The following is a 20,193-nucleotide window of genomic DNA, read 5'->3' as shown; positions in this document are numbered from 1 at the left end:
GGTTAAGGGAAAATATGCACAACGGCGTGATGAAGGCATGGCTCGAGTCTTCACACTTGGCTGGCGCCAATGCAACGTATGTAGAGGACCTCTACGAACTGTATCTAAGTGACCCCGATCTGGTAAGTGAGGAGTGGAAACGCGTATTTGATGGTTTACCTAAGCCATCAGAAGAAGTGGTTGAACAACCACATTCGCGTGTCCGTGACTACTTCCGACGACTCGCTCAAGAAACAAAGCATTACAGTGTCCAGGTTAGTGATCCAGATGTCGACGCTAAACAAGTAAAAGTACTCCAATTAATCAATGCTTACCGATTCCGAGGACACGAAGCGGCACAGCTTGACCCTCTTGGTTTATGGCAACGCCCACCTGTGGCGGAGCTTGACCCAGCATTCCACAATCTTACCGAAGATGACCTCGAAGAAACTTTCAACGTAGGTTCTTTTGCCGTTGGCCAAGAGACCATGCCGTTGAAAGATATCTATTCAGCTCTTAAAAAAACCTACTGTGGTTCTATTGGTGCAGAGTACATGCACATGACAGACACAGAGCAGAAGCGTTGGATCCAGCAACGTTTAGAGTCTGTAGTTGGTCAGCCTTCTTTTACTAATGAAGAAAAGCAAACCTTCCTAGATGAGCTGACAGCAGCTGAAGGCCTAGAACGTTACCTAGGTGCAAAATTTCCGGGTGCGAAGCGATTCTCATTAGAAGGCGGTGATGCGCTGATTCCGATGACGAAAGAGTTGATTCGTCACGCGGGTGCGAGTGGAATGCGCGAAGTGGTTATCGGTATGGCTCACCGTGGACGCCTGAACATGTTGGTTAACGTGTTGGGCAAGAAACCACAAGACCTATTCGACGAGTTTGCTGGTAAGCACGATGAAACGTGGGGTACGGGTGACGTTAAGTATCACCAAGGTTTCTCTGCGGATTTCGCAACGCCAGGTGGTGATGTTCACTTAGCGTTAGCGTTTAACCCGTCTCACCTTGAAATTGTAAACCCAGTAGTTATTGGTTCAGTTCGTGCACGCCAAGACCGTTTAGGCGACACGACAGGCAGTACAGTTCTACCAATTACCATTCACGGTGACTCTGCAATAGCGGGTCAAGGGGTTGTGCAAGAGACATTCAATATGTCGCAAGCGCGTGGTTTCTGTGTTGGTGGTACTGTGCGTATCGTTGTGAACAACCAAGTTGGTTTCACAACCTCCAATCCTAATGACACCCGATCGACCATGTACTGTACTGACATCGCTAAGATGGTACAGGCACCGATTTTCCACGTGAATGCCGATGATCCAGAGGCGGTTGCTTTTGTTACTCGTATCGCGCTGGATTACCGAAATGAGTTCAAGCGTGATGTTGTGATCGATCTGGTATGTTATCGCCGTCACGGCCACAATGAAGCGGATGAGCCTAATGCGACTCAGCCTCTGATGTACCAGAAGATTAAGAAGCACCCAACACCACGCAAGCTATACGCTGATGTGCTGATGGAAAAAGGTGTTCTCGGTATCGATACCGCTACTCAACTTGTCAACGAGTATCGTGATGCCCTTGATCATGGTGAAGTCGTGGTTAAAGAGTGGCGTCCGATGGCTCTGCATTCGGTTGACTGGTCTCCATACTTAGGGCATGACTGGGACGTAGAGTGGAACAGCAAGTTTGATACAACCCGCTTAGTTGAGCTTGGTCAACGCTTGTGTAACTACCCAGAGAGTCACAAGCTGCAAAGTCGAGTTAACAAGCTCTACAATGATCGCAAAGCGATGGTTAGTGGTGAAAAAGCGATTGACTGGGGTATGGCTGAAACGTTGGCGTATGCGACACTTGTCGACGATGGCAAGCGTATTCGTATCTCGGGTCAGGATTCTGGGCGTGGTACATTCTTCCATCGCCACTCTGTACTTCACAACCAGAATGATGCAAGTACTTACATTCCACTGGCAAATATCCATGACAAACAAGGTCCTTTCCAAGTTTTTGACTCTGTATTGTCTGAAGAAGCGGTTCTCGCATTCGAGTATGGTTACGCAACGGCTGAGCCGGGCGGTTTAACCATTTGGGAAGCGCAATTTGGTGATTTTGCCAACGGTGCACAGGTGGTGATTGACCAATTCATCTCGTCTGGTGAGCAGAAGTGGGCACGTCTATGTGGTCTAACGATGTTGCTCCCTCACGGTTATGAAGGTCAAGGTCCTGAGCACTCATCCGCACGTTTAGAGCGCTACCTTCAGTTGTGTGCTGAGCAAAACATGCAGGTTGTTGTACCATCAACTCCGGCTCAGGTTTACCACATGATTCGCCGCCAGGTTGTTCGCCCAATGCGTCGACCACTGGTTGTTATGTCACCTAAGTCACTGCTTCGTCACCCACTGTGTACGTCGACATTAGAGGAGCTGGCGGAAGGTACATTCCAACCAGCGATTCCAGAAATCGACAGCTTGGACGCATCGAAAGTGAAACGTGTTGTGTTCTGTTCAGGTAAGGTTTACTTCGATCTACTAGAACAGCGTCGCAATAATGAGCAAGACGATGTGGCAATTGTTCGTATTGAGCAGCTATACCCATTCCCGATGGATGAAGTGAAAGCGGCGATCGAACAGTACACCAATGTAGAAGACTTTGTATGGTGTCAAGAAGAGCCTCAAAACCAGGGTGCTTGGTACTGTAGCCAACATAACTTCCGTGCTGCCATTCCAGCAGGTGCAGATCTTAAATACGCTGGTCGTCCAGCATCAGCATCACCTGCAGTAGGTTACATGTCAGTACACTTGAAACAACAGAAAGCGTTAGTTGAAGACGCACTAAACGTGAATACAAAAACTTCGGACTAAGAACTAGAAGTTAAAGGAAGAAACCGATATGACAATTGAAATTCTGGTTCCAGATTTACCTGAATCTGTCGCTGACGCTACGGTAGCGACATGGCACAAACAACCAGGCGACACGGTAGAGCGTGATGAAGTTCTGGTTGATATCGAAACAGACAAAGTTGTACTTGAAGTACCAGCTCCAGAAGCGGGCGTACTTGAAGCAATCATCGAGGAAGAAGGCGCGACAGTACTTTCTAAGCAGCTAATCGCTAAGCTTAAACCAGGTGCAGTTGCCGGCGAGCCTACGACGGACACAACTGAATCAACAGAAGCGTCTCCAGATAAGCGCCACAAAGCGTCTCTAACTGAAGAAAGCAACGATGCGTTAAGCCCAGCGGTTCGCCGTCTTCTAGCTGAACATAGCCTAGAAGCTAGCCAAGTGAAAGGCACTGGTGTGGGTGGTCGTATTACTCGTGAAGATATTGAAGCTCACATAGCGAATGCAAAAGCGGCGCCTAAAGCAGAAGCTCCTGCGGCAGTAGAAGCTCCAGCAGCAGCTCGTAGCCAAAAACGTGTACCAATGACTCGCCTACGTAAGACTGTTGCAAACCGTCTTCTAGAAGCGAAGAACAACACGGCAATGCTAACGACGTTTAACGAAGTGAATATGAAGCCAATCATGGACCTTCGTAAGCAGTACAAAGACCAGTTCGAAGAGCGTCACGGTATTCGTCTAGGCTTTATGTCTTTCTACGTGAAAGCGGTAACGGAAGCACTAAAACGCTACCCAGAAGTGAACGCGTCTATCGACGGTGATGATATTGTTTACCACAACTACTTCGACATCAGCATGGCAGTATCTACGCCACGTGGTCTAGTAACGCCAGTACTGAAAGACTGCGACACACTAGGTTTTGCTGACGTAGAGAAAGGCATCAAAGAGCTAGCAATCAAAGGACGTGACGGCAAGCTAACGGTTGATGAACTCATGGGTGGTAACTTCACTATCACTAATGGTGGTGTATTTGGTTCACTTATGTCTACGCCAATCATCAACCCGCCGCAATCTGCAATTCTTGGCATGCACAAGATCCAAGAACGTCCTATGGCAGTTGATGGCAAAGTAGAAATTCTACCTATGATGTACCTAGCGTTATCTTACGACCACCGTCTAATCGATGGCCGTGAGTCAGTGGGCTTCTTAGTAACCATTAAAGAGCTACTAGAAGATCCAGCACGTCTGCTATTAGACGTTTAATATCGCTAAAACGTCTAGTTGCCGTTGGTAACTAGACGTTCGATAGTTTCAAAGGCTAGACTGGCTCAGCGTCTGGCCTTCACTTGAGTCACTATTTGTTGTTGAAATAATTAGTGATTTATTTGAGAAGACCCTACAGACGCCCGCAACATAGCGGCGTTATGGAAATAATAATCCCTTAAGGGAAAATAAACGGAATATCAAAATGAATTTGCATGAATACCAAGCCAAACAGCTGTTTGCAGAATTCGGTTTGCCTGTACCGGAAGGTTACGCGTGTGATACACCTCAAGAAGCTTTTGAAGCGGCGGGTCGTATCTCTACAGAGAAAAAAGTCGTTAAATGTCAGGTTCACGCTGGTGGACGTGGTAAAGCGGGTGGCGTAGAGCTACACGACACTAAAGACGGCGTGAAAGAGTTCGCACAGAAGTGGCTAGGTAAAAATCTAGTGACTTACCAAACAGATGCAAACGGCCAGCCTGTAACAAAAATCCTAGTTGAAGAAGCGTCAAACATTGCGAACGAACTTTACCTAGGTGCTGTTGTTGACCGTGCTACGCGTAAAGTTGTATTCATGGCTTCTACTGAAGGTGGTGTAGAAATCGAGAAAGTTGCAGAAGAAACTCCAGAGTTGATTCACAAAGCAGCTATCGATCCACTAGTCGGCCCTCAAGCTTACCAAGGCCGTAAACTTGCGTTCAAATTAGGTCTTGAAGGCGACCAAATCAAACAATTTGTGAAGATCTTCATGGGTCTTGGCAACATGTTCTCTCAGTACGATCTTGCTCTACTAGAGATCAACCCTCTTGTTATTACTGGTGAAGGCAACCTTCTTTGTCTTGACGGTAAGATCAACATCGACTCTAACGCGATGTACCGTCAGCCTAAGCTACGTGAAATGCACGATCCTTCGCAAGAAGATGAGCGTGAAGCGCACGCAGCTCAGTGGGAGCTGAACTACGTAGCACTAGACGGAAATGTTGGCTGTATGGTTAACGGTGCTGGCCTAGCAATGGGTACGATGGATATCGTAAACCTACACGGCGGCAAGCCAGCTAACTTCCTAGATGTAGGTGGCGGCGCAACCAAAGAGCGTGTAGCTGAAGCATTCAAGATCATCCTATCTGATGACAATGTAAAAGCAGTACTCGTCAACATCTTCGGTGGTATCGTGCGTTGTGACATGATCGCTGAAGGTATCATCGGTGCGGTTAAAGAGGTAGGCGTAAGCGTACCAGTCGTTGTTCGTCTAGAAGGTACTAACGCAGACCTAGGTCGCGAAGTTCTTGCTAATTCTGATGTTGATATCATTGCAGCTGAGTCACTAACTGACGCAGCTCAGAAAGTTGTTGCTGCTGCGGAGGGCAAATAATGTCTGTACTAATTAACAAAGACACGAAAGTAATCTGTCAGGGTTTCACTGGTGGTCAAGGTACTTTCCACTCTGAGCAAGCTATCGCATACGGTACGCAAATGGTAGGTGGTGTTTCTCCAGGTAAAGGCGGTCAAACGCACCTAGGTCTACCTGTATTCAACACAGTACGTGAAGCTGTTGAAGCAACTGGCGCAACAGCGACGGTAATCTACGTACCAGCACCTTTCTGTAAAGATGCAATCCTAGAAGCGATTGATGCAGGCATTGAGCTTATCGTAACAATCACGGAAGGTATCCCTACAACAGACATGATCGATGTGAAAGTTAAGCTAGAAGAGACTGGCGTTCGCATGATCGGTCCTAACTGTCCGGGTCTAATCACTCCAGACGAGTGTAAGATTGGTATCATGCCTGGTCATATCCACAAGAAAGGTAAAGTGGGTATCGTTTCACGCTCAGGTACGCTAACGTATGAAGCAGTTAAGCAGACGACAGACGAAGGTTTCGGTCAGTCTACTTGTGTTGGTATTGGTGGTGACCCAATCCCTGGTTCAAACTTCATCGACATCCTGAAGTTATTCCAAGAAGACCCTGAAACAGAAGCAATCGTAATGATTGGCGAAATCGGTGGTACAGCGGAAGAAGAAGCCGCAGCGTTCATTAAAGAGAACGTCACCAAGCCAGTGGTTTCTTACATTGCAGGTGTGACTGCTCCTCCAGGTAAACGTATGGGCCACGCTGGTGCAATCATCTCTGGTGGTAAAGGTACAGCGGAAGACAAGTTTTCAGCTCTAGAAGCAGCAGGCGTTAAGACCGTGAAGTCTCTAGCGGACATCGGTAAAGGTCTACGTGAAATCACAGGTTGGTAATCAAACCTATTAGTAAACAAAGGCTTGGTCTGACCAAGCCTTTTTTGATCGTCGACTCTGACTTCTAAAAGGAGTTTTCAGGGTGTTCACTGGCGTAAACAATACCTGTTTTGCTCGTTTTTGCTAAATACATTGCGGCGTCGGCATTATTTAGGCAACGCTCTAAGTCGAGATGAATGTCGCTGTTAAAACTTTCGACACCAATACTTAGGCTAACGCTAAAGCTTTTGTTTATGTACTGAACGGGCTGGCTGCACACTGCTTGGATTCTCATGGCGAGATCTTGTACTTCATCTCTTGTGATTGAATCGTGGACGGTTACGACGAACTCATCACCTCCAAGTCTATATACCGTTTGAGTCGACAGCTTAAGTTGTTGCTTTATGCGCTTGGCGATTTCTACCAGCAGATGGTCACCAGCGGCGTGTCCGTAAGTATCATTAATCTGCTTAAAGCCATTCAGGTCAATCATTAGAACCGTGACCGTATTTAGCTCACCGTTGTTCACTCGCCAGATTAATTGATTAAAACGATAGCGATTAGGTACTTGCGTAAGTACATCTGTAACCAGCTGCGACTCCAAAGTCTGCTTTGCGGTCACCAGTTCGGTGATGTCGAGCGCTGAGCACTCAATTTCATGGTTGTAGATATCACTTCGGTTGATTTGAAAGTATCGTTGTTTACCACCCACGTCGAGTGAATGTCGAAAGCTCTCGGTAGAGGCGCAGGTAAGCAGTTCATCAATGAAGTGCTGAAGTGCTGATTGCCTGACTGATTGAGGGATTCGCTCGAGTACCTGATTGAACTTTTGGTTTGAACGTACGATCTTTCCATGCTTTACGTTGACAACGAACAAGCAGACTTGGGTCAAATTATAGGTGCGTGAATAACGTTCTTCGCTCAATGTTAGCTTGCTGATTGATTCTTTTAACTTTGCACGCATCGTCTCTAACGCGCGGAATATATTGGTGATCTCAACAAAGCTGGAGTCGGTTTTCGAAGGTGTTTGGTAGTCACCACTTGCGATCTGCAGGGCGAACCGCTGTAAGTCTAAAAATGGTTTTTTGAGTGCAGAAGTGAGTATTCGGCTAAACAGCAGTGAGATAGCGCATAAGATAACTAAAAAGCCGATAGCCCTAGGAAGCACATTATAGATTACTTGAGTGTAATAGGCTGAATAATCTTTGACGACGATGAGCTGGCCGATCTGTTGACGTTGATCATCAAATATAGGGTAGTAAAGAGGGACACCTCTGGTTGAGTTGGAGTTGATAATCTCCGCCATTTTCATCCCGTATTGATAGGAGTCGAGCGTAACTGAGACGATGTAATCGAGCTGAGAAATACGCGTTGCGACGAGCTCGGCTTCCAGTAAGTCGAAGTTTAGTAGTGCCCGTTTTGAATCGGTTTGTTGTTGAGCGATAACCCGCTGATATTGTGCATTCTCCACATTGTGGGTGAAGTAGATATCGTTTGCGATATCCAACCCGCCGAAAATGAAGAATGGGATGGTGGTCAGCAATAAATAGTTCTTAATGACGTAAGAGTATAGATTTTTCATCTTTAGCTGGCACAGCGCTGGTCAATTCGTTGAGAGATGACGCTGCTTTTTCCTTTGAGATCGAGCAAGATGTTCTTAACCGCTTGCTTGTCGTCTTCGCTTAAGTTTGGATTGTCTTGATTTAACGAGATAGAGATAACGTCCTGTTTCACGCCAAATTTTTTCTGGTTTCCATTCCAAATACCATTTTTGAGTTGCATTAGAGCGGCGTAAACGGCTAGGTCCACCTTCTTCTCCATCGACGCTAGGGTTGTTTCTGGGTAGCGTTGAGAGTAGTCGTAATCAACCCCGAAACTAAAGCCGTGGCCACTGTTTTTAATGGTTTCAACCACACTTAAACTTGCGAACCCCGCCACAGGGAAGATTACGTCAACTCCCTGGTCTAACAAGGATTGAGTGATGGTCTCAGCCCCTTGAGTATCTTCCCAAGAGAATGCGCCTTTGTTTATATATTGCGCATCAACCGTTGCTAGCGGGTTGGCATCTTGAGCACCGAGTTCAAAGCCGCAGCGAAACTGATTGATGACATCAACATCCACACCACCGACAAAACCAAGCTTATTGCTTTCAGTCTTACGACCGGCTAGGTAGCCAATGACATAGGCTCCTTCCGCATGGCTGAAAGTAAGGCCGAGGATATTGGGTACGTGATAGGCGACATCGAGCGAAATAAACCGTGTAGACGGATAACGCAGGGCCACATCAGGAAAGGTTGTGATGATGTTCGATTCTTGGACGATGATTGGACTCAATCCGTCCTTGGCGGCCTGCTCGAGTTCAGCTAAATATTTCTCATTATTGGGTTTTAAATGAATTCGCTTAACCAAAATCCCAGTGTTTTGCTCGAACCTTGCCACGCCTTGCTCGATCAGCTGCAGGTATGAACCAGGCTGAACCTCACCTTGGAACAATACAACTGGCTTAAAGTTGTCATCGCTTGCGACTGCCGAAGTCACCAATGACAGACACAGCGAAAATAGGAGAAACAAGGGTTTCAACCGAATGAAATAATGGGGGATTGATGTTTGATTAATTTCATGACCGCATCGCATCATCTTGATACACACTTTTTCGCACAAAGTTAGGCATCACAGATTTAGGAAACAGTAATGCAATTAATAAGTTAAGTGTGGATTTTATTATCAGATGTGACGCTAAACAATGACCTGAATCGCAAATAATTGATGCATATGCGGTGAATTGCATTTCGAATTTGAGATATCGTGAATGTCAGCTTCAATAGCGAAGCCGACATCGATTAATTGAACTTTGATTCTAGTTGCGCAATTCGTTTAGTCAGATCGGCGACCTGTTGTTCCAACTCACTGATGCGATCCTGCTCAGTCTTCGGAGCGGCTGCCACTTCAACTTTTGGTACTCGTTTGGAGCTCTTCCAACTTTTGAGCGTTGTGATCAGGGCTGGCATAGGGACTGAGGTTGTTAGGCGCGCCTTGACTAGCGCAACGGTCGGCTCTTTTCCCTCTTGATGCAGTTGTTCTAATACATCTTTGAGCTCTTGGCTTACGTTTTGTGTGAGCATACTACCTCCATTTCTATCGTTGGCTTCATATTACTGCGGCCCCCCACATTTGGCGAATGGAAATTTTGGCAACCGCGCGTGCGAGATCTCTTACAAATGATGTAAGACAAGCAGAAATGATACGCAGAGTTTTCTTATGATTTTAGCTTAAGTATCTGATTTGTATTTAAATGATGAGTTGTATAACAATTGTTACAGAAAAAGATGACCATTACTCCATTGTTTAAATCAGTGGTTGGAGTAAATTGGAAGGTGTCGGAAGGATACTGACAGGGAATAGGAATAACCAAGGATGCGGTTATCTTCAGGAAGAAGATTTGATTGACTAGGAAGTCGATCGGCAGGATGCGAAGGACGCTGTATGGATACGTTCATCGATAGGAAATCGGTGACAAAGGATTGAGATGGACGCCTTTTGGAAGAGGAAGGACTGTATCAGGACGATACCAAGGACACCGCTCAAGGAACAAGTGAAGTGCGCTAACGGGGAATGTTGGCTTTCAGGATGATTAGGACACCGCTAGGACGGCGATGAATGGAAATTGCTGATGGAATCAGCAACTATTATGGAAGATGCATGGAGCAACTTTTGTAGCCGGACTGCTGCGAGTAAGACTATAGCCCCGATACGTGAGTGTCGGGGCTTTTCTTAATACTCTTTTTCTTTATCACTTCGACCAAAAAACAACCTAGATCAATAATATATTTGTCCAGTTGGTATAACTTTTCGGCTTTGTTTTCTACCATAGCTCGCGTTTATCATTTTAGTGATGTGAGTTCTCTATGGTGATGATTAAAACAATAGACAGCACGCTGTTTACAAGGATGTCTTATGACAATAGTGACTCGCCGTTCGTTATTGGTCCCCTATAACGAGTCGTTACAATCAGACTTCTTATTGCTTAATTGCTGCGCCAAAAACCGTGCTCAGATGAATGGGCCTCATACCGTGTCGTCTGCAAAGCAGTTGTTTGAACGAGTAATGCATGATCCCAATATCTACGCCAGAGCGGTATTAGATAGCCACACTCGCGAGTACATGGGACATGTATTCATCAGTGATTTAGACAACAAACCTGAGCTTGGCTATTTGTTCGATAAAGCATTTTGGGGGAAGGGAATTGCGACCGAAGTACTGGCTGCTTTTTTTCCTAAAGCAGTCAGAGATTTAAACCTGACTCAGGTATCTGCAACCTCCAATGTCGAGCATCATGCTTCTATCAAGCTGCTGACAAAATTGGGCTTTCAGTTCTCTGCACATAAGCGTGATACATTCGGCCCTTATGACGAGTTTGTTTTCACATCCGATGCGGTGGAAGGTCAATCTTGGTTAAGTGGAATCCCTGCATAACAAGAGAGCCTTGGTAGCAGTCATCACCTAAAGATGAAAACTCAAACTGATAGATAGAATGCCAACGCCAGATACCCTCTGGCGTTTTTAGTTTATGGCCTTTTAACGCCACACTGATCAGTTGCAACTCCATCTGCTCGCACTTTCTTGCTGCGATCATTTTTGCCAGTTCGGCCTGACGTCGTTGCTGCCAAAAGGCAAAGCAGACAATAGCAAGGGTGAGAATAGCAAGGAGGTCTCCGATCATAGGTTACCCTCGCGCAGCTTGTTGCAATGAAAGAAGCGCTTTTGCGAGTTCTTCTGAAGGACTAGAGTGAAGCAGGGGTAGCAATACCATGCGAAGCTCCGGTAGCATGACCAAATCTGCAAATAACTGATTGAACAAGGTTTGATTGCCTGTTTGAGCCAAGCGCAGCAAGTAAGATTCTGCGATGTCGCTATCTGCTAATAGGTGCCAGCTTCGTCCTGCGATGCCAATGAGGACCTCTTGATGACTTAGGCGAGGGGAGCTCAGTATCTGTTGTAAAATTGGCGTAGCGATACTATCTTCCGCGCCAGAGAGTGCTCGACTTAATGCGCCTAGTAAAAAGATATCGGGGTCGTTACTGTTGATTTGATCCATCGCCAGTTCAGCAAGCCGATGGGCCAGTTTGGTCGGTAATGTGCTATGTTCGAGCGCGCCGAGCAGGGCATAGAGAGGCTCATTGGGAAGGTGTTTTAACGCTTTGCGAATATTCACCCCATTTTGTTCTTGTCCCAATCGAGCACACATATCTGTGACACCTTGCAGACCAACAGTTTGCCACTTATCCCACCCTAAGCCTCCAGCAAAGTAGTGCTGTGCGTGTTCGTAATATTGGCTACACGGTAAATCCAGCTGGGCGCGAATTTGGCTGTGGAAAACCGCCATTTTGTCTTCAGATGGCTTGAAAGTATACGGATTGTTCGACAGTTTTTGTTGTTGCTCTTCGCTCATATCTTGGCTAATGCGAGTACCCATTGCTTCGATAACGTATTTGAGGAAGTTGCCAATATCCGCTTGCTTAAATAGACCGCGCTCATCCAGTTCGAACTTTAGAAACCAAATCCAAGGCTGTTTTTGCTCATTCCAGTAAGCGATGGCAAGGTGAGCCTTGCGTTGCATTGGAAATGGATAGGGCATTGAGCCTTGCTCGACATCAGCAAATACTTTGCTGTCAATATGGCGGATACGACGGCCGAGATCATAAACTTGATACTGACAGTGACTGTTGGTGAGAAGTTGGGTCAGAGTATGAATGGTTTCCATTAGAGAATAGTCCTAACTTTATTTCTACTATAAATGGTACCCTTACAGCATTTTTCAAGGCCAACACGAACGGTTTATGACAAAAGCACAACAATTGTTACCTCTTTTACAGCAACTTCCTTTAGTTATGCGCCAATTGGGGCTGTGGCAGCAAGACGCCCCATCAACGGAAGAGCTGTCAAGTAATGAGCCTTTTTCTGTCGATACTTTGAAGCCAGAGCAATGGTTGCAATGGGTTTTCCTTCCTAAAATGAGGGCTCTAGTCGAGCAAAAAATGCCTTTGCCGACGGGCTTTTCGATTTCCCCTTACTTTGAGGAGAGCTGGAAATCTTGCCCAGAGTACGCACCGGTGCTCAGTTTATTGGTTTCCATTGATGAGGTGTGCAGATAATGCTCGAGATTATTTATCAAGACGACTACTTTGTTGCCGTCAATAAGCCCGCGGGGATGCTCGTCCATCGCAGTTGGCTAGATAAGCATGAAACACAATTCGTCATGCAAACCCTACGTGACCAAATTGGTCAGCATGTATTTCCACTTCATCGCTTAGATAGGCCGACTTCGGGTGTGCTGATTTTTGCTTTATCCAGTGAAGTTGCTTCACAGGTGATGCCGATGTTTGCCAACCATGAGATGGAGAAAACCTATCATGCAATCGTGCGCGGTTGGATAGAAGAGTCTGGGCGGTTGGATTATGCACTGAAAGTGGAGCTGGATAAGATTGCCGACAAACACGCGAGCCAAGACAATGAAGCGCAAGAAGCGATTACGGACTATTGGCCTCTTGCCAAAGTCGAGGTTCCTCACTCGACAGGTAAATTCCCAACGACTCGTTATTGTCTGATGGAGATGAAGCCACTGACAGGACGAAAACACCAGCTTAGGCGGCACATGGCCCATCTAAGGCACCCTATTGTTGGAGACACCACTCACGGTGATGGAAAACACAATAAGTTATTTAGAGACGTGTATGACTCGCACCGATTACTGCTTCACGCGTCAAGTCTAGAGTTTGTTCACCCCTTCACCAATGAGAAACTGCTCATTAAAGCGAGTGTGGACGAGACCTGGCAAGCGCTGTGTCAGGAGTTTGATTGGCAGATGCCGAACTAGACAAAAAAGCCCTCACAGCAGTGTGAGGGCTTTTAGATTTGAGAGAGCCTTGCTTATTTAGCGAGGTACTCTAGGACCGATTTTTCTATGCCCTTGGCGTCTAAGCCGAGCTCTTCATGGAGCTCATCTTGAGTGCCTTGAGCAATGAATTTGTCCGGTAAGCCAAGGTTTAAGACGGGCTTGATGATTTTCTCTTTCATCATGAACTCAACGACACCCGCACCTGCGCCACCAGAAATCGCATTCTCTTCGAGCGTAACAATTACGTCGTGCTCATCCGCCAGTTGTTTAATGAGTGCTTCGTCGAGAGGTTTTACAAATCGCATGTCCGCCACAGTCGCGTTCAATTTCTCAGCGGCTTCTAGCGCATTAGCCAAGAATGTACCAAAGCTCAATATCGCGACTTTTTCACCTTGGCGAATCAGGCGTCCTTTACCAATCTCTAGTGCGGTAAATTCTTGTTTTATCTCGGCTCCCATACCTGTACCACGAGGATAGCGCACTGCTGAAGGGCCAGTGTGCTTATGGCCAGTGTAGAGCATTTGGCGACATTCATTCTCATCGCTAGGTGCCATGATCACCATATTTGGTATGCAGCGCATGAAGCTAAGATCGAACGCGCCTTGGTGAGTTTGACCATCGGCGCCCACCAAACCAGCACGGTCAATGGCAAACATCACAGGAAGGTCCATGATGGCAACATCGTGGATTAACTGGTCATAACCACGCTGAAGGAACGTTGAATAAATCGCGACGATAGGGTTATCACCAGCAATCGCCATACCCGTAGCTAGCGTCACAGCATGTTGCTCTGCAATCGCCACATCAAAGTATTGGTCTGGATACTCTTTCGAAAAGCGTACCATGCCAGAGCCTTCACGCATGGCTGGCGTGATTGCCATAAGCTTAGGATCTTGCGCAGCCATGTCACATAGGAAATCACCAAAAATCTTGGAGAAACTTGGCTTTCCGCCGCTGCTTTTTGGCAGTGAGTTGTGGCTAGGGTCGAACTTAGGCACGCCATGATAACCGATTGGATCTTTCTCAGCCGGCTCGTACCCTTTACCCTTTTTCGTCATGATGTGTAGGAACTGTGGGCCTTTAAGCTCTCGCATATTCTTGAGAGTTTTGACCAGCTCGTTCACGTCATGGCCATCAACTGGGCCTATGTAGTTAAAGCCAAGTTCTTCAAAAAGCGTCCCTGGAACAACCATGCCTTTCAAGTGCTCTTCTGTGCGGCGCACCAACTCTTTGATTGGTGGAACGCCCGACAGTACTTTTTTGCCGCCTTCACGAATCGAGGTATAAAGGCTACCGGAAAGGACTTGTGCTAAGTGATTATTCAGTGCTCCAACGTTTTCTGAAATGGACATTTCATTGTCGTTGAGAATCACCAGCATATCAGGGTGGACATCACCTGCGTGGTTCATTGCCTCGAAGGCCATACCCGCGGTGATGGCGCCATCACCAATCACGCTGACAACTTTACGATTCTTGTCCTCTTTACCGGCACTGATCGCCATGCCTAGCGCGGCACTGATCGAGGTAGAGGAGTGACCAACAGACAAGGTGTCGTATTCACTTTCTTCTCGCCATGGGAAAGGGTGTAAACCGTCTTTCTGACGAATGGTCGGCATTTGATCGCGACGTCCAGTCAAAATTTTATGTGGGTAGGCTTGGTGGCCGACGTCCCACACTAATTGGTCAAACGGCGTGTTGTAGACGTAGTGAAGTGCAACGGTCAGTTCGACCGTACCTAAGCCTGAGGCAAGGTGACCACTAGATTGGCTAACTGAGTTTAAAAGGTAAGTACGTAACTCATCACACAGCTTAGGCAGCACTTCTTTCGGAAGGCTGCGTAACTCATCTGGCGTATCAGCCAGTGCCAGTGTTGGGTACTTTGAAATATCAAGAGTCATAGTTTTGCGCGCTTATTCTGTTAGTTCTTGCGCTCGATGACGTATCGGGCGAACTCTTCGAGTAACTCTGTATTGTATGGGATAGCATCCAAGGCTTGAAGTGCTTCTTTTAACAGAGTGTGAGCTTTGTTAATAGCGCCTTCCAGTCCAAGCAAGGCTGGGTAGGTGCTCTTGTTTAATTCTTGGTCAGAACCTTGCGGCTTACCTAAGGTTTCTGTATCGCTAATGACGTCTAAAATGTCGTCTTGAACTTGAAACGCCAGACCAATCGCGTCGGCGTATTTATCAAGTAGAGGAAGGACCTCAATGCCTTTCTCTCCGGCTGCTAACGCGCCCATACGGATGGCGCATTTCATTAAAGCTCCGGTCTTGTTGCGGTGGATTTCTTCGAGCTCTTGCAGTGAAACAACACGATTTTCCGCCGCCAAATCGAGCGCTTGTCCCATACACATACCTGCAGCGCCAGAGGCTTCTGCCAGTACTTTAACCATCATTATACGTTGAGCTTCCGCCTCAGGACTCAACTGACCTTCTGCCAAAATTGTAAACGCAAGTGTCTGTAGAGCGTCGCCAGTTAGGATTGCGGTCGCTTCATCAAACTTAATGTGACAGGTCGGCTGTCCACGACGCAGTTCGTCGTCATCCATCGCAGGCAAATCATCATGGATCAATGAATAGGCGTGAATGCACTCAATGGCCGCTGCGGGCGTATCAAGTTGCTCAAGTGAGCAGCCTAGCATTTGGCCTGTAATATAGACCAAAAATGGTCTTGCACGCTTGCCACCGAGCAGCAGTCCGTAGCGCATGGCGTCGATAAGCGGTTGTTGCTGGTGAGGGAGCGTATCAAGCCAACGTTCAAGCTGTTGGTTGCTACGTTGTTGGAGTGAGGTTAGAGCCTCTTGCATAGGGGTATCTTCTAAATCAATTATTCTGGCTGAGCGTTAAAGTCAGTAAGTGGCGATTGGTCATCATTATTGAGCAAAATGCTGACGCGCTGTTCGGCGTCTTGAAGTTTGCTTTGACCTGAGCGTGCTAGGGCAATGCCGCGTTCAAATTTTTTGAGTGCATCATCTAAAGCTAAGTCACCATTTTCCAAACTGTCTACGATAACATCGAGCTCTTCGATAGTGGCTTCGAAGGTCATATTTTCAGGTTTTTTGCTCGCCATAATATGTCTACGTTGATAAAGATGCACGAAAGTTACCTTAGCGGCCAATGATGGTCAAATTTAACCGAGTAAATTTGTCAGAAAAGTCGAACTGAGACGTTGATAAGCGAGGGAAAGGTCAACAGTTGACGAAAGGCTAGTTTACTAGTTGGGATAAGTATCTATAGTAGAAGTAGAGAAAACACTAAAGATCTGAAGATGTTGCCGATATAATTTGGTAGAAGCTTTGAGATAGCATGAGGAGTGCTTTGTGGATTTAGCAACGCTGGTAGGACTGATCGGTGGTTTTGCTTTCGTTATCATGGCGATGATACTGGGCGGAAGCATCATGATGTTCGTCGACGTAACGTCGATTCTGATCGTAGTAGGTGGTTCAACATTTGTTGTGTTGATGAAGTTTACTATGGGCCAGTTCTTCGGAGCCGCGAAGATCGCGGGGAAAGCTTTCATGTTTAAAGCGGATGAACCAGAAGATCTCATCGCTAAAGTCGTCGAAATGGCAGATGCAGCGCGCAAAGGTGGCTTTCTTGCTCTAGAAGAGATGGAGATCACCAACAGCTTTATGCAGAAAGGCATCGACTTGCTGGTGGATGGTCACGATGCGGATGTGGTTCGAGCTGCCCTGCAAAAAGACATCGCCCTCACTGACGAGCGTCACGATTTTGGTTCCAGTGTATTTAGAGCCTTTGGTGACGTAGCACCAGCGATGGGAATGATCGGTACCCTCGTTGGTCTGGTAGCCATGCTGTCTAACATGGATGACCCGAAATCGATCGGTCCGGCAATGGCGGTAGCGCTTTTGACCACTCTCTACGGTGCAATCCTGTCAAACATGGTCTTCTTCCCAATTGCCGATAAACTTTCGCTTCGCCGTGAACAAGAAAAACTTAATCGTCGCCTGATTATGGATGGTGTGTTAGCAATCCAAGATGGCCAGAACCCTCGTGTCATTGATAGTTATCTGAAGAACTACCTCAACGAAGGTAAACGTGCTCTTGATGTAGATAACGAGTAAGGGTAAAGGGATGGAAGACGAACAACCCAAATGTCCACCACCTGGCCTTCCATTATGGATGGGGACCTTTGCTGACCTAATGTCTCTGTTGATGTGCTTCTTCGTACTTCTGCTCTCGTTTTCTGAGATGGATGTACTGAAGTTCAAGCAGATCGCGGGTTCGATGAAATTTGCCTTTGGTGTACAAAACCGTTTGGAAGTGAAAGACATTCCAAAAGGGACAAGTATCATTGCACAAGAGTTTCGTCCGGGGCGTCCTGAGCCGACACCGATTGACGTCATCATGCAGCAAACCATCGATATTACTCAGCAGACGTTGGAGTTCCACGAGGGGGAGTCTGACCGAGCGGGGGGCACGCAGCGTGACCAAGGTAAGTTAACGGGTGGGCAATCGCCTGATACGTCAACCCAGAACAACCAGAACTCGGAATCAGACAGCCAGCAACAGCAGTCAGCGGAAATGTCTCAAGAGCTTGAAACCTTGATGGAAAGCATCAAGAAAGCGCTCGAGCGAGAGATTGAACAAGGAGCCATTGAAGTGGAGAACCTTGGTCAGCAAATCGATATTCGAATTCGAGAAAAAGGCGCATTTCCTGAAGGCTCTGCATTCTTGCAGCCTAAGTTCCGCCCATTAGTGAGGCAGATTGCTGATCTCGTCAAAGACATTCCGGGCATTGTGCGAGTATCGGGCCATACGGACAATCAGCGAATTGAGTCAGAGCTGTATCGTTCAAACTGGGATCTTTCTGCTCAACGCGCCGTTTCGGTTGCCCAAGAGATGGAAAAAGTCCGTGGATTTACCTCGCAGAGGTTGCGTGTTCGAGGTATGGCAGATACCGAGCCTCTCGGTCCAAACGATACTGAAGCGCAGCGTTCGCGTAACCGCCGTGTGGAAATCAGCATCATGCAGGGCGAAGCGCTCCAAAGTGACGAAGTGCCTGTCCTCAATAATTGAACCCCACTAAACAATGAGACGAGCATCACGCTCGTCTTTTTTATGTCTGTCGCTTAATGTATAATCTTGCGCCCTTAGAGGGTGGTGACCGTACAAATAGTATGACTACTATTATGGTAGCGACCCAAAGCGAATCTACAAACCTGTTAACTTGTGAAGTGAACCATGAAATTTATCGTTAAGCCCCATCCAGAAATCTTCGTTAAAAGTGAATCGGTGCGCAAGCGCTTCACAAAGATTCTTGAATGTAATATTCGCAACATCATTAAAAGCCGCTGTGAGTCTGTCGCTGTCTTCAACCGCCGTGACCATATTGAAGTGACGTCAGAGTCCGATCAATATCGCCAGGAAGTGATTGAAGTCTTAACGCACACGCCAGGTATTCACCATGTTCTGGAAGTGCAGCAGTCTGGCTTTAAAGATCTGCACGATATCTTTGAACAGGTATTGGAACTAAACCGAGACAGTTTGGTTGGCAAAACGTTTGTTGTTCGTGCGAAACGTCGTGGCAAGCATGACTTTACCTCAATTGAGTTAGAGCGCTACGTGGGTGGCGGCTTAAACCAAGCGATCGAAAGCGCGAGCGTTAAGCTGCGTAATCCTGATGTTACGGTGAACGTTGAAGTGTCAGGTGAGACACTCAACCAAGTGATCGCTCGCTACAAAGGTCTTGGTGGATTCCCACTGGGCACTCAAGAAGATGTGCTTAGCCTTATCTCGGGTGGATTTGACTCGGGCGTTTCAAGCTATCTGCACATCAAGCGCGGCTCTAAAGTGCACTACTGTTTCTTCAACTTAGGCGGTCCTGCACACGAGATTGGGGTTAAGCAAGTCTCTCACTACTTATGGAACAAATACGGCTCTTCTGCCAAGGTGCGTTTCATTTCTGTCGACTTTGAGCCAGTTGTGGCGGAAATTCTTGAGAAAGTGGATGATGGCCAAATGGGCGTTATCCTAAAACGTATGTTTATGCGTGCGGCAGGTATGGTAGCCAGCAAGTTTAAGATTGAAGCCTTGGTAACTGGTGAAGCGCTTGGTCAGGTTTCAAGCCAAACACTGACAAACCTTCGTCATATCGACAACGTGACTGATACATTGATTCTACGTCCACTGATTAACTGGGATAAAGAAGACATCATCAATCTTGCACGTGAGATCGGTACGGAAGATTTTGCGAAAACGATGCCAGAATACTGCGGCGTCATTTCTAAGAAGCCAACAGTCAAAGCGGTGAAAGCCAAGTTGGATGAGGAAGAAGCGAAGTTTGACTTTGATATCCTAGAGCAGGTTGTTCGTGACGCACGTGTGATGGACATTCGTGATATCGCTAAAGAGACCGAGCAAGCAGCACCAGAGGTTGAACAGGTTCAAGCGGTCGAAGAGCACGCAATCGTGCTGGATATCCGCAGTCCTGAAGAGGAAGACGATAACCCGCTTGAAATCGATGGCGTGGAAGTGAAGCACATCCCATTCTTCAAGTTAGGCACGCAGTTTGGTGATTTAGACCAATCTAAAACGTACCTTCTGTACTGTGACCGTGGTGTGATGAGCCGCCTACAAGCTCTCTACTTACAAGAGCAAGGTTTCAACAACGTTAAGGTTTACCGCCCTTAGTCGTTGAGACTTGCCTTCAGAATAAACAAAGCGCAAATCGTTCATTCGGTTTGCGCTTTTTTCATTGTATTGGGTAATCGCAGGCATAAAAAAACACCGCCATATAGGCGGTGCTAAAAAATTTGACAGACAGGTCAAAATAAATACAGGAAGTATATGTTTCGTCTCGGGAGACAAAACTTGGTAGAAACCTACCTAACTCGAAATACGAGTTTGCAAACACAACATCGCAACAATATGCCAATTGATTCGAAAAGGAATCAAGCCGTTCTGGCTCTTTGCTGCGGGGTGAAATATAGAATTTCTCTGGTCGTCAGGCAATGGACATTTTATAATGTTTCAGATTAA

The 20,193-nt window shown here is 46.8% G+C and carries 18 protein-coding genes; 10 read left to right on the top strand and 8 right to left on the bottom strand.

The window, feature by feature from the left end; genetic code table 11:
- The first annotated feature begins 14 nt into the window (after window positions 1–14).
- From sucA to sucD, 4 genes are all read left to right on the top strand, one after another.
- Window positions 15–2,840, top strand: a complete 2,826-nt coding sequence (gene sucA / locus RJ47_RS06280; protein ID WP_039482503.1) for a 2-oxoglutarate dehydrogenase E1 component — start codon at window positions 15–17, stop codon at window positions 2,838–2,840.
- Between the two features lie 28 nt (window positions 2,841–2,868).
- Window positions 2,869–4,077: a 2-oxoglutarate dehydrogenase complex dihydrolipoyllysine-residue succinyltransferase gene (gene odhB / locus RJ47_RS06275; protein ID WP_038190006.1), complete on the top strand. Its 1,209-nt coding sequence runs from the start codon at window positions 2,869–2,871 to the stop codon at window positions 4,075–4,077.
- Window positions 4,078–4,282: 205 nt separating this feature from the next.
- A complete protein-coding gene (gene sucC, locus RJ47_RS06270) occupies window positions 4,283–5,449 on the top strand; it encodes an ADP-forming succinate--CoA ligase subunit beta (protein WP_039482501.1) in 1,167 nt (388 codons plus the stop codon).
- The gene (gene sucD, locus RJ47_RS06265; protein WP_039482497.1) at window positions 5,449–6,321 is read left to right on the top strand and encodes a succinate--CoA ligase subunit alpha; all 873 of its coding nucleotides are present in this window, start codon (window positions 5,449–5,451) and stop codon (window positions 6,319–6,321) included. Before sucC ends, sucD begins: the two co-directional genes overlap by 1 nt.
- Before the next feature lie 64 nt (window positions 6,322–6,385).
- Here the strand turns inward: sucD and RJ47_RS06260 are convergent, their stop codons facing one another.
- From RJ47_RS06260 to RJ47_RS06250, 3 genes are all read right to left on the bottom strand, one after another.
- The gene (locus RJ47_RS06260) at window positions 6,386–7,882 is read right to left on the bottom strand and encodes a GGDEF domain-containing protein (protein ID WP_039482493.1); all 1,497 of its coding nucleotides are present in this window, start codon (window positions 7,880–7,882) and stop codon (window positions 6,386–6,388) included.
- A 2-nt stretch (window positions 7,883–7,884) separates the two neighbouring features.
- Entirely contained in the window at window positions 7,885–8,871 is a 987-nt protein-coding gene (locus RJ47_RS06255; protein WP_231565937.1) for a BMP family ABC transporter substrate-binding protein, read from the bottom strand.
- A 269-nt stretch (window positions 8,872–9,140) separates the two neighbouring features.
- On the bottom strand, window positions 9,141–9,422 hold the full coding sequence (locus RJ47_RS06250; protein ID WP_038217792.1) for a hypothetical protein: 282 nt from the start codon (window positions 9,420–9,422) through the stop codon (window positions 9,141–9,143).
- Between the two features lie 832 nt (window positions 9,423–10,254).
- Here RJ47_RS06250 and RJ47_RS06245 point away from each other — a divergent pair.
- Entirely contained in the window at window positions 10,255–10,773 is a 519-nt protein-coding gene (locus tag RJ47_RS06245) for a GNAT family N-acetyltransferase (protein ID WP_038217789.1), read from the top strand.
- Here the strand turns inward: RJ47_RS06245 and RJ47_RS06240 are convergent.
- Window positions 10,721–11,020 carry a DUF3301 domain-containing protein gene (locus tag RJ47_RS06240; RefSeq protein ID WP_039477971.1) on the bottom strand — a complete coding sequence of 100 codons (300 nt, stop codon included), beginning with the start codon at window positions 11,018–11,020 and terminating at the stop codon, window positions 10,721–10,723. The genes RJ47_RS06245 and RJ47_RS06240 overlap by 53 nt on opposite strands.
- A 3-nt stretch (window positions 11,021–11,023) precedes the next feature.
- Complete coding sequence (locus RJ47_RS06235; RefSeq protein ID WP_005476022.1) at window positions 11,024–12,061, bottom strand: DUF3549 family protein; 1,038 nt, start codon at window positions 12,059–12,061, stop codon at window positions 11,024–11,026.
- A 76-nt stretch (window positions 12,062–12,137) separates the two neighbouring features.
- On the opposite strand from RJ47_RS06235, the gene RJ47_RS06230 reads away from it, so the two are divergent.
- A complete protein-coding gene (locus RJ47_RS06230; protein ID WP_039482488.1) occupies window positions 12,138–12,452 on the top strand; it encodes a YqcC family protein in 315 nt (104 codons plus the stop codon).
- On the top strand, window positions 12,452–13,174 hold the full coding sequence (gene truC, locus RJ47_RS06225) for a tRNA pseudouridine(65) synthase TruC (RefSeq protein WP_039482485.1): 723 nt from the start codon (window positions 12,452–12,454) through the stop codon (window positions 13,172–13,174). The genes RJ47_RS06230 and truC overlap by 1 nt, the downstream gene beginning before the upstream one ends.
- A gap of 53 nt (window positions 13,175–13,227) precedes the next feature.
- Here truC and dxs read toward each other — a convergent pair whose 3' ends face one another.
- Genes dxs through xseB form a run of 3 tightly spaced genes read right to left on the bottom strand, consistent with a single transcriptional unit; the run spans window position 13,228 to window position 16,261 of the window.
- Window positions 13,228–15,093, bottom strand: a complete 1,866-nt coding sequence (gene dxs / locus RJ47_RS06220; protein WP_039482483.1) for a 1-deoxy-D-xylulose-5-phosphate synthase — start codon at window positions 15,091–15,093, stop codon at window positions 13,228–13,230.
- 20 nt (window positions 15,094–15,113) lie between these two features.
- Complete coding sequence (gene ispA, locus RJ47_RS06215; protein ID WP_038140151.1) at window positions 15,114–15,998, bottom strand: (2E,6E)-farnesyl diphosphate synthase; 885 nt, start codon at window positions 15,996–15,998, stop codon at window positions 15,114–15,116.
- Between the two features lie 20 nt (window positions 15,999–16,018).
- Window positions 16,019–16,261, bottom strand: coding sequence for an exodeoxyribonuclease VII small subunit (gene xseB, locus RJ47_RS06210; protein ID WP_005476034.1), 243 nt, complete (start codon window positions 16,259–16,261; stop codon window positions 16,019–16,021).
- Between the two features lie 250 nt (window positions 16,262–16,511).
- Between xseB and pomA the strand changes: the two genes are divergently transcribed.
- From pomA to thiI, 3 genes are all read left to right on the top strand, one after another.
- Complete coding sequence (gene pomA, locus RJ47_RS06205) at window positions 16,512–17,276, top strand: flagellar motor protein PomA (RefSeq protein ID WP_005476021.1); 765 nt, start codon at window positions 16,512–16,514, stop codon at window positions 17,274–17,276.
- 10 nt (window positions 17,277–17,286) lie between these two features.
- The gene (locus tag RJ47_RS06200; protein WP_038140153.1) at window positions 17,287–18,231 is read left to right on the top strand and encodes a flagellar motor protein MotB; all 945 of its coding nucleotides are present in this window, start codon (window positions 17,287–17,289) and stop codon (window positions 18,229–18,231) included.
- Between the two features lie 165 nt (window positions 18,232–18,396).
- Window positions 18,397–19,845 (top strand): tRNA uracil 4-sulfurtransferase ThiI, encoded by a 1,449-nt coding sequence (thiI, locus tag RJ47_RS06195; RefSeq protein WP_005476044.1) that lies wholly within the window; start codon window positions 18,397–18,399, stop codon window positions 19,843–19,845.
- The last annotated feature ends 348 nt before the right edge of the window (window positions 19,846–20,193 follow it).

Origin of the sequence: Vibrio sinaloensis, assembly GCF_000808535.1 — a bacterium.
Lineage (GTDB): Bacteria > Pseudomonadota > Gammaproteobacteria > Enterobacterales > Vibrionaceae > Vibrio > Vibrio sinaloensis_D.
The sequence above is the reverse complement of the archived record's forward strand: the minus strand, read 5'-3'. Positions and strand labels throughout refer to the sequence as shown.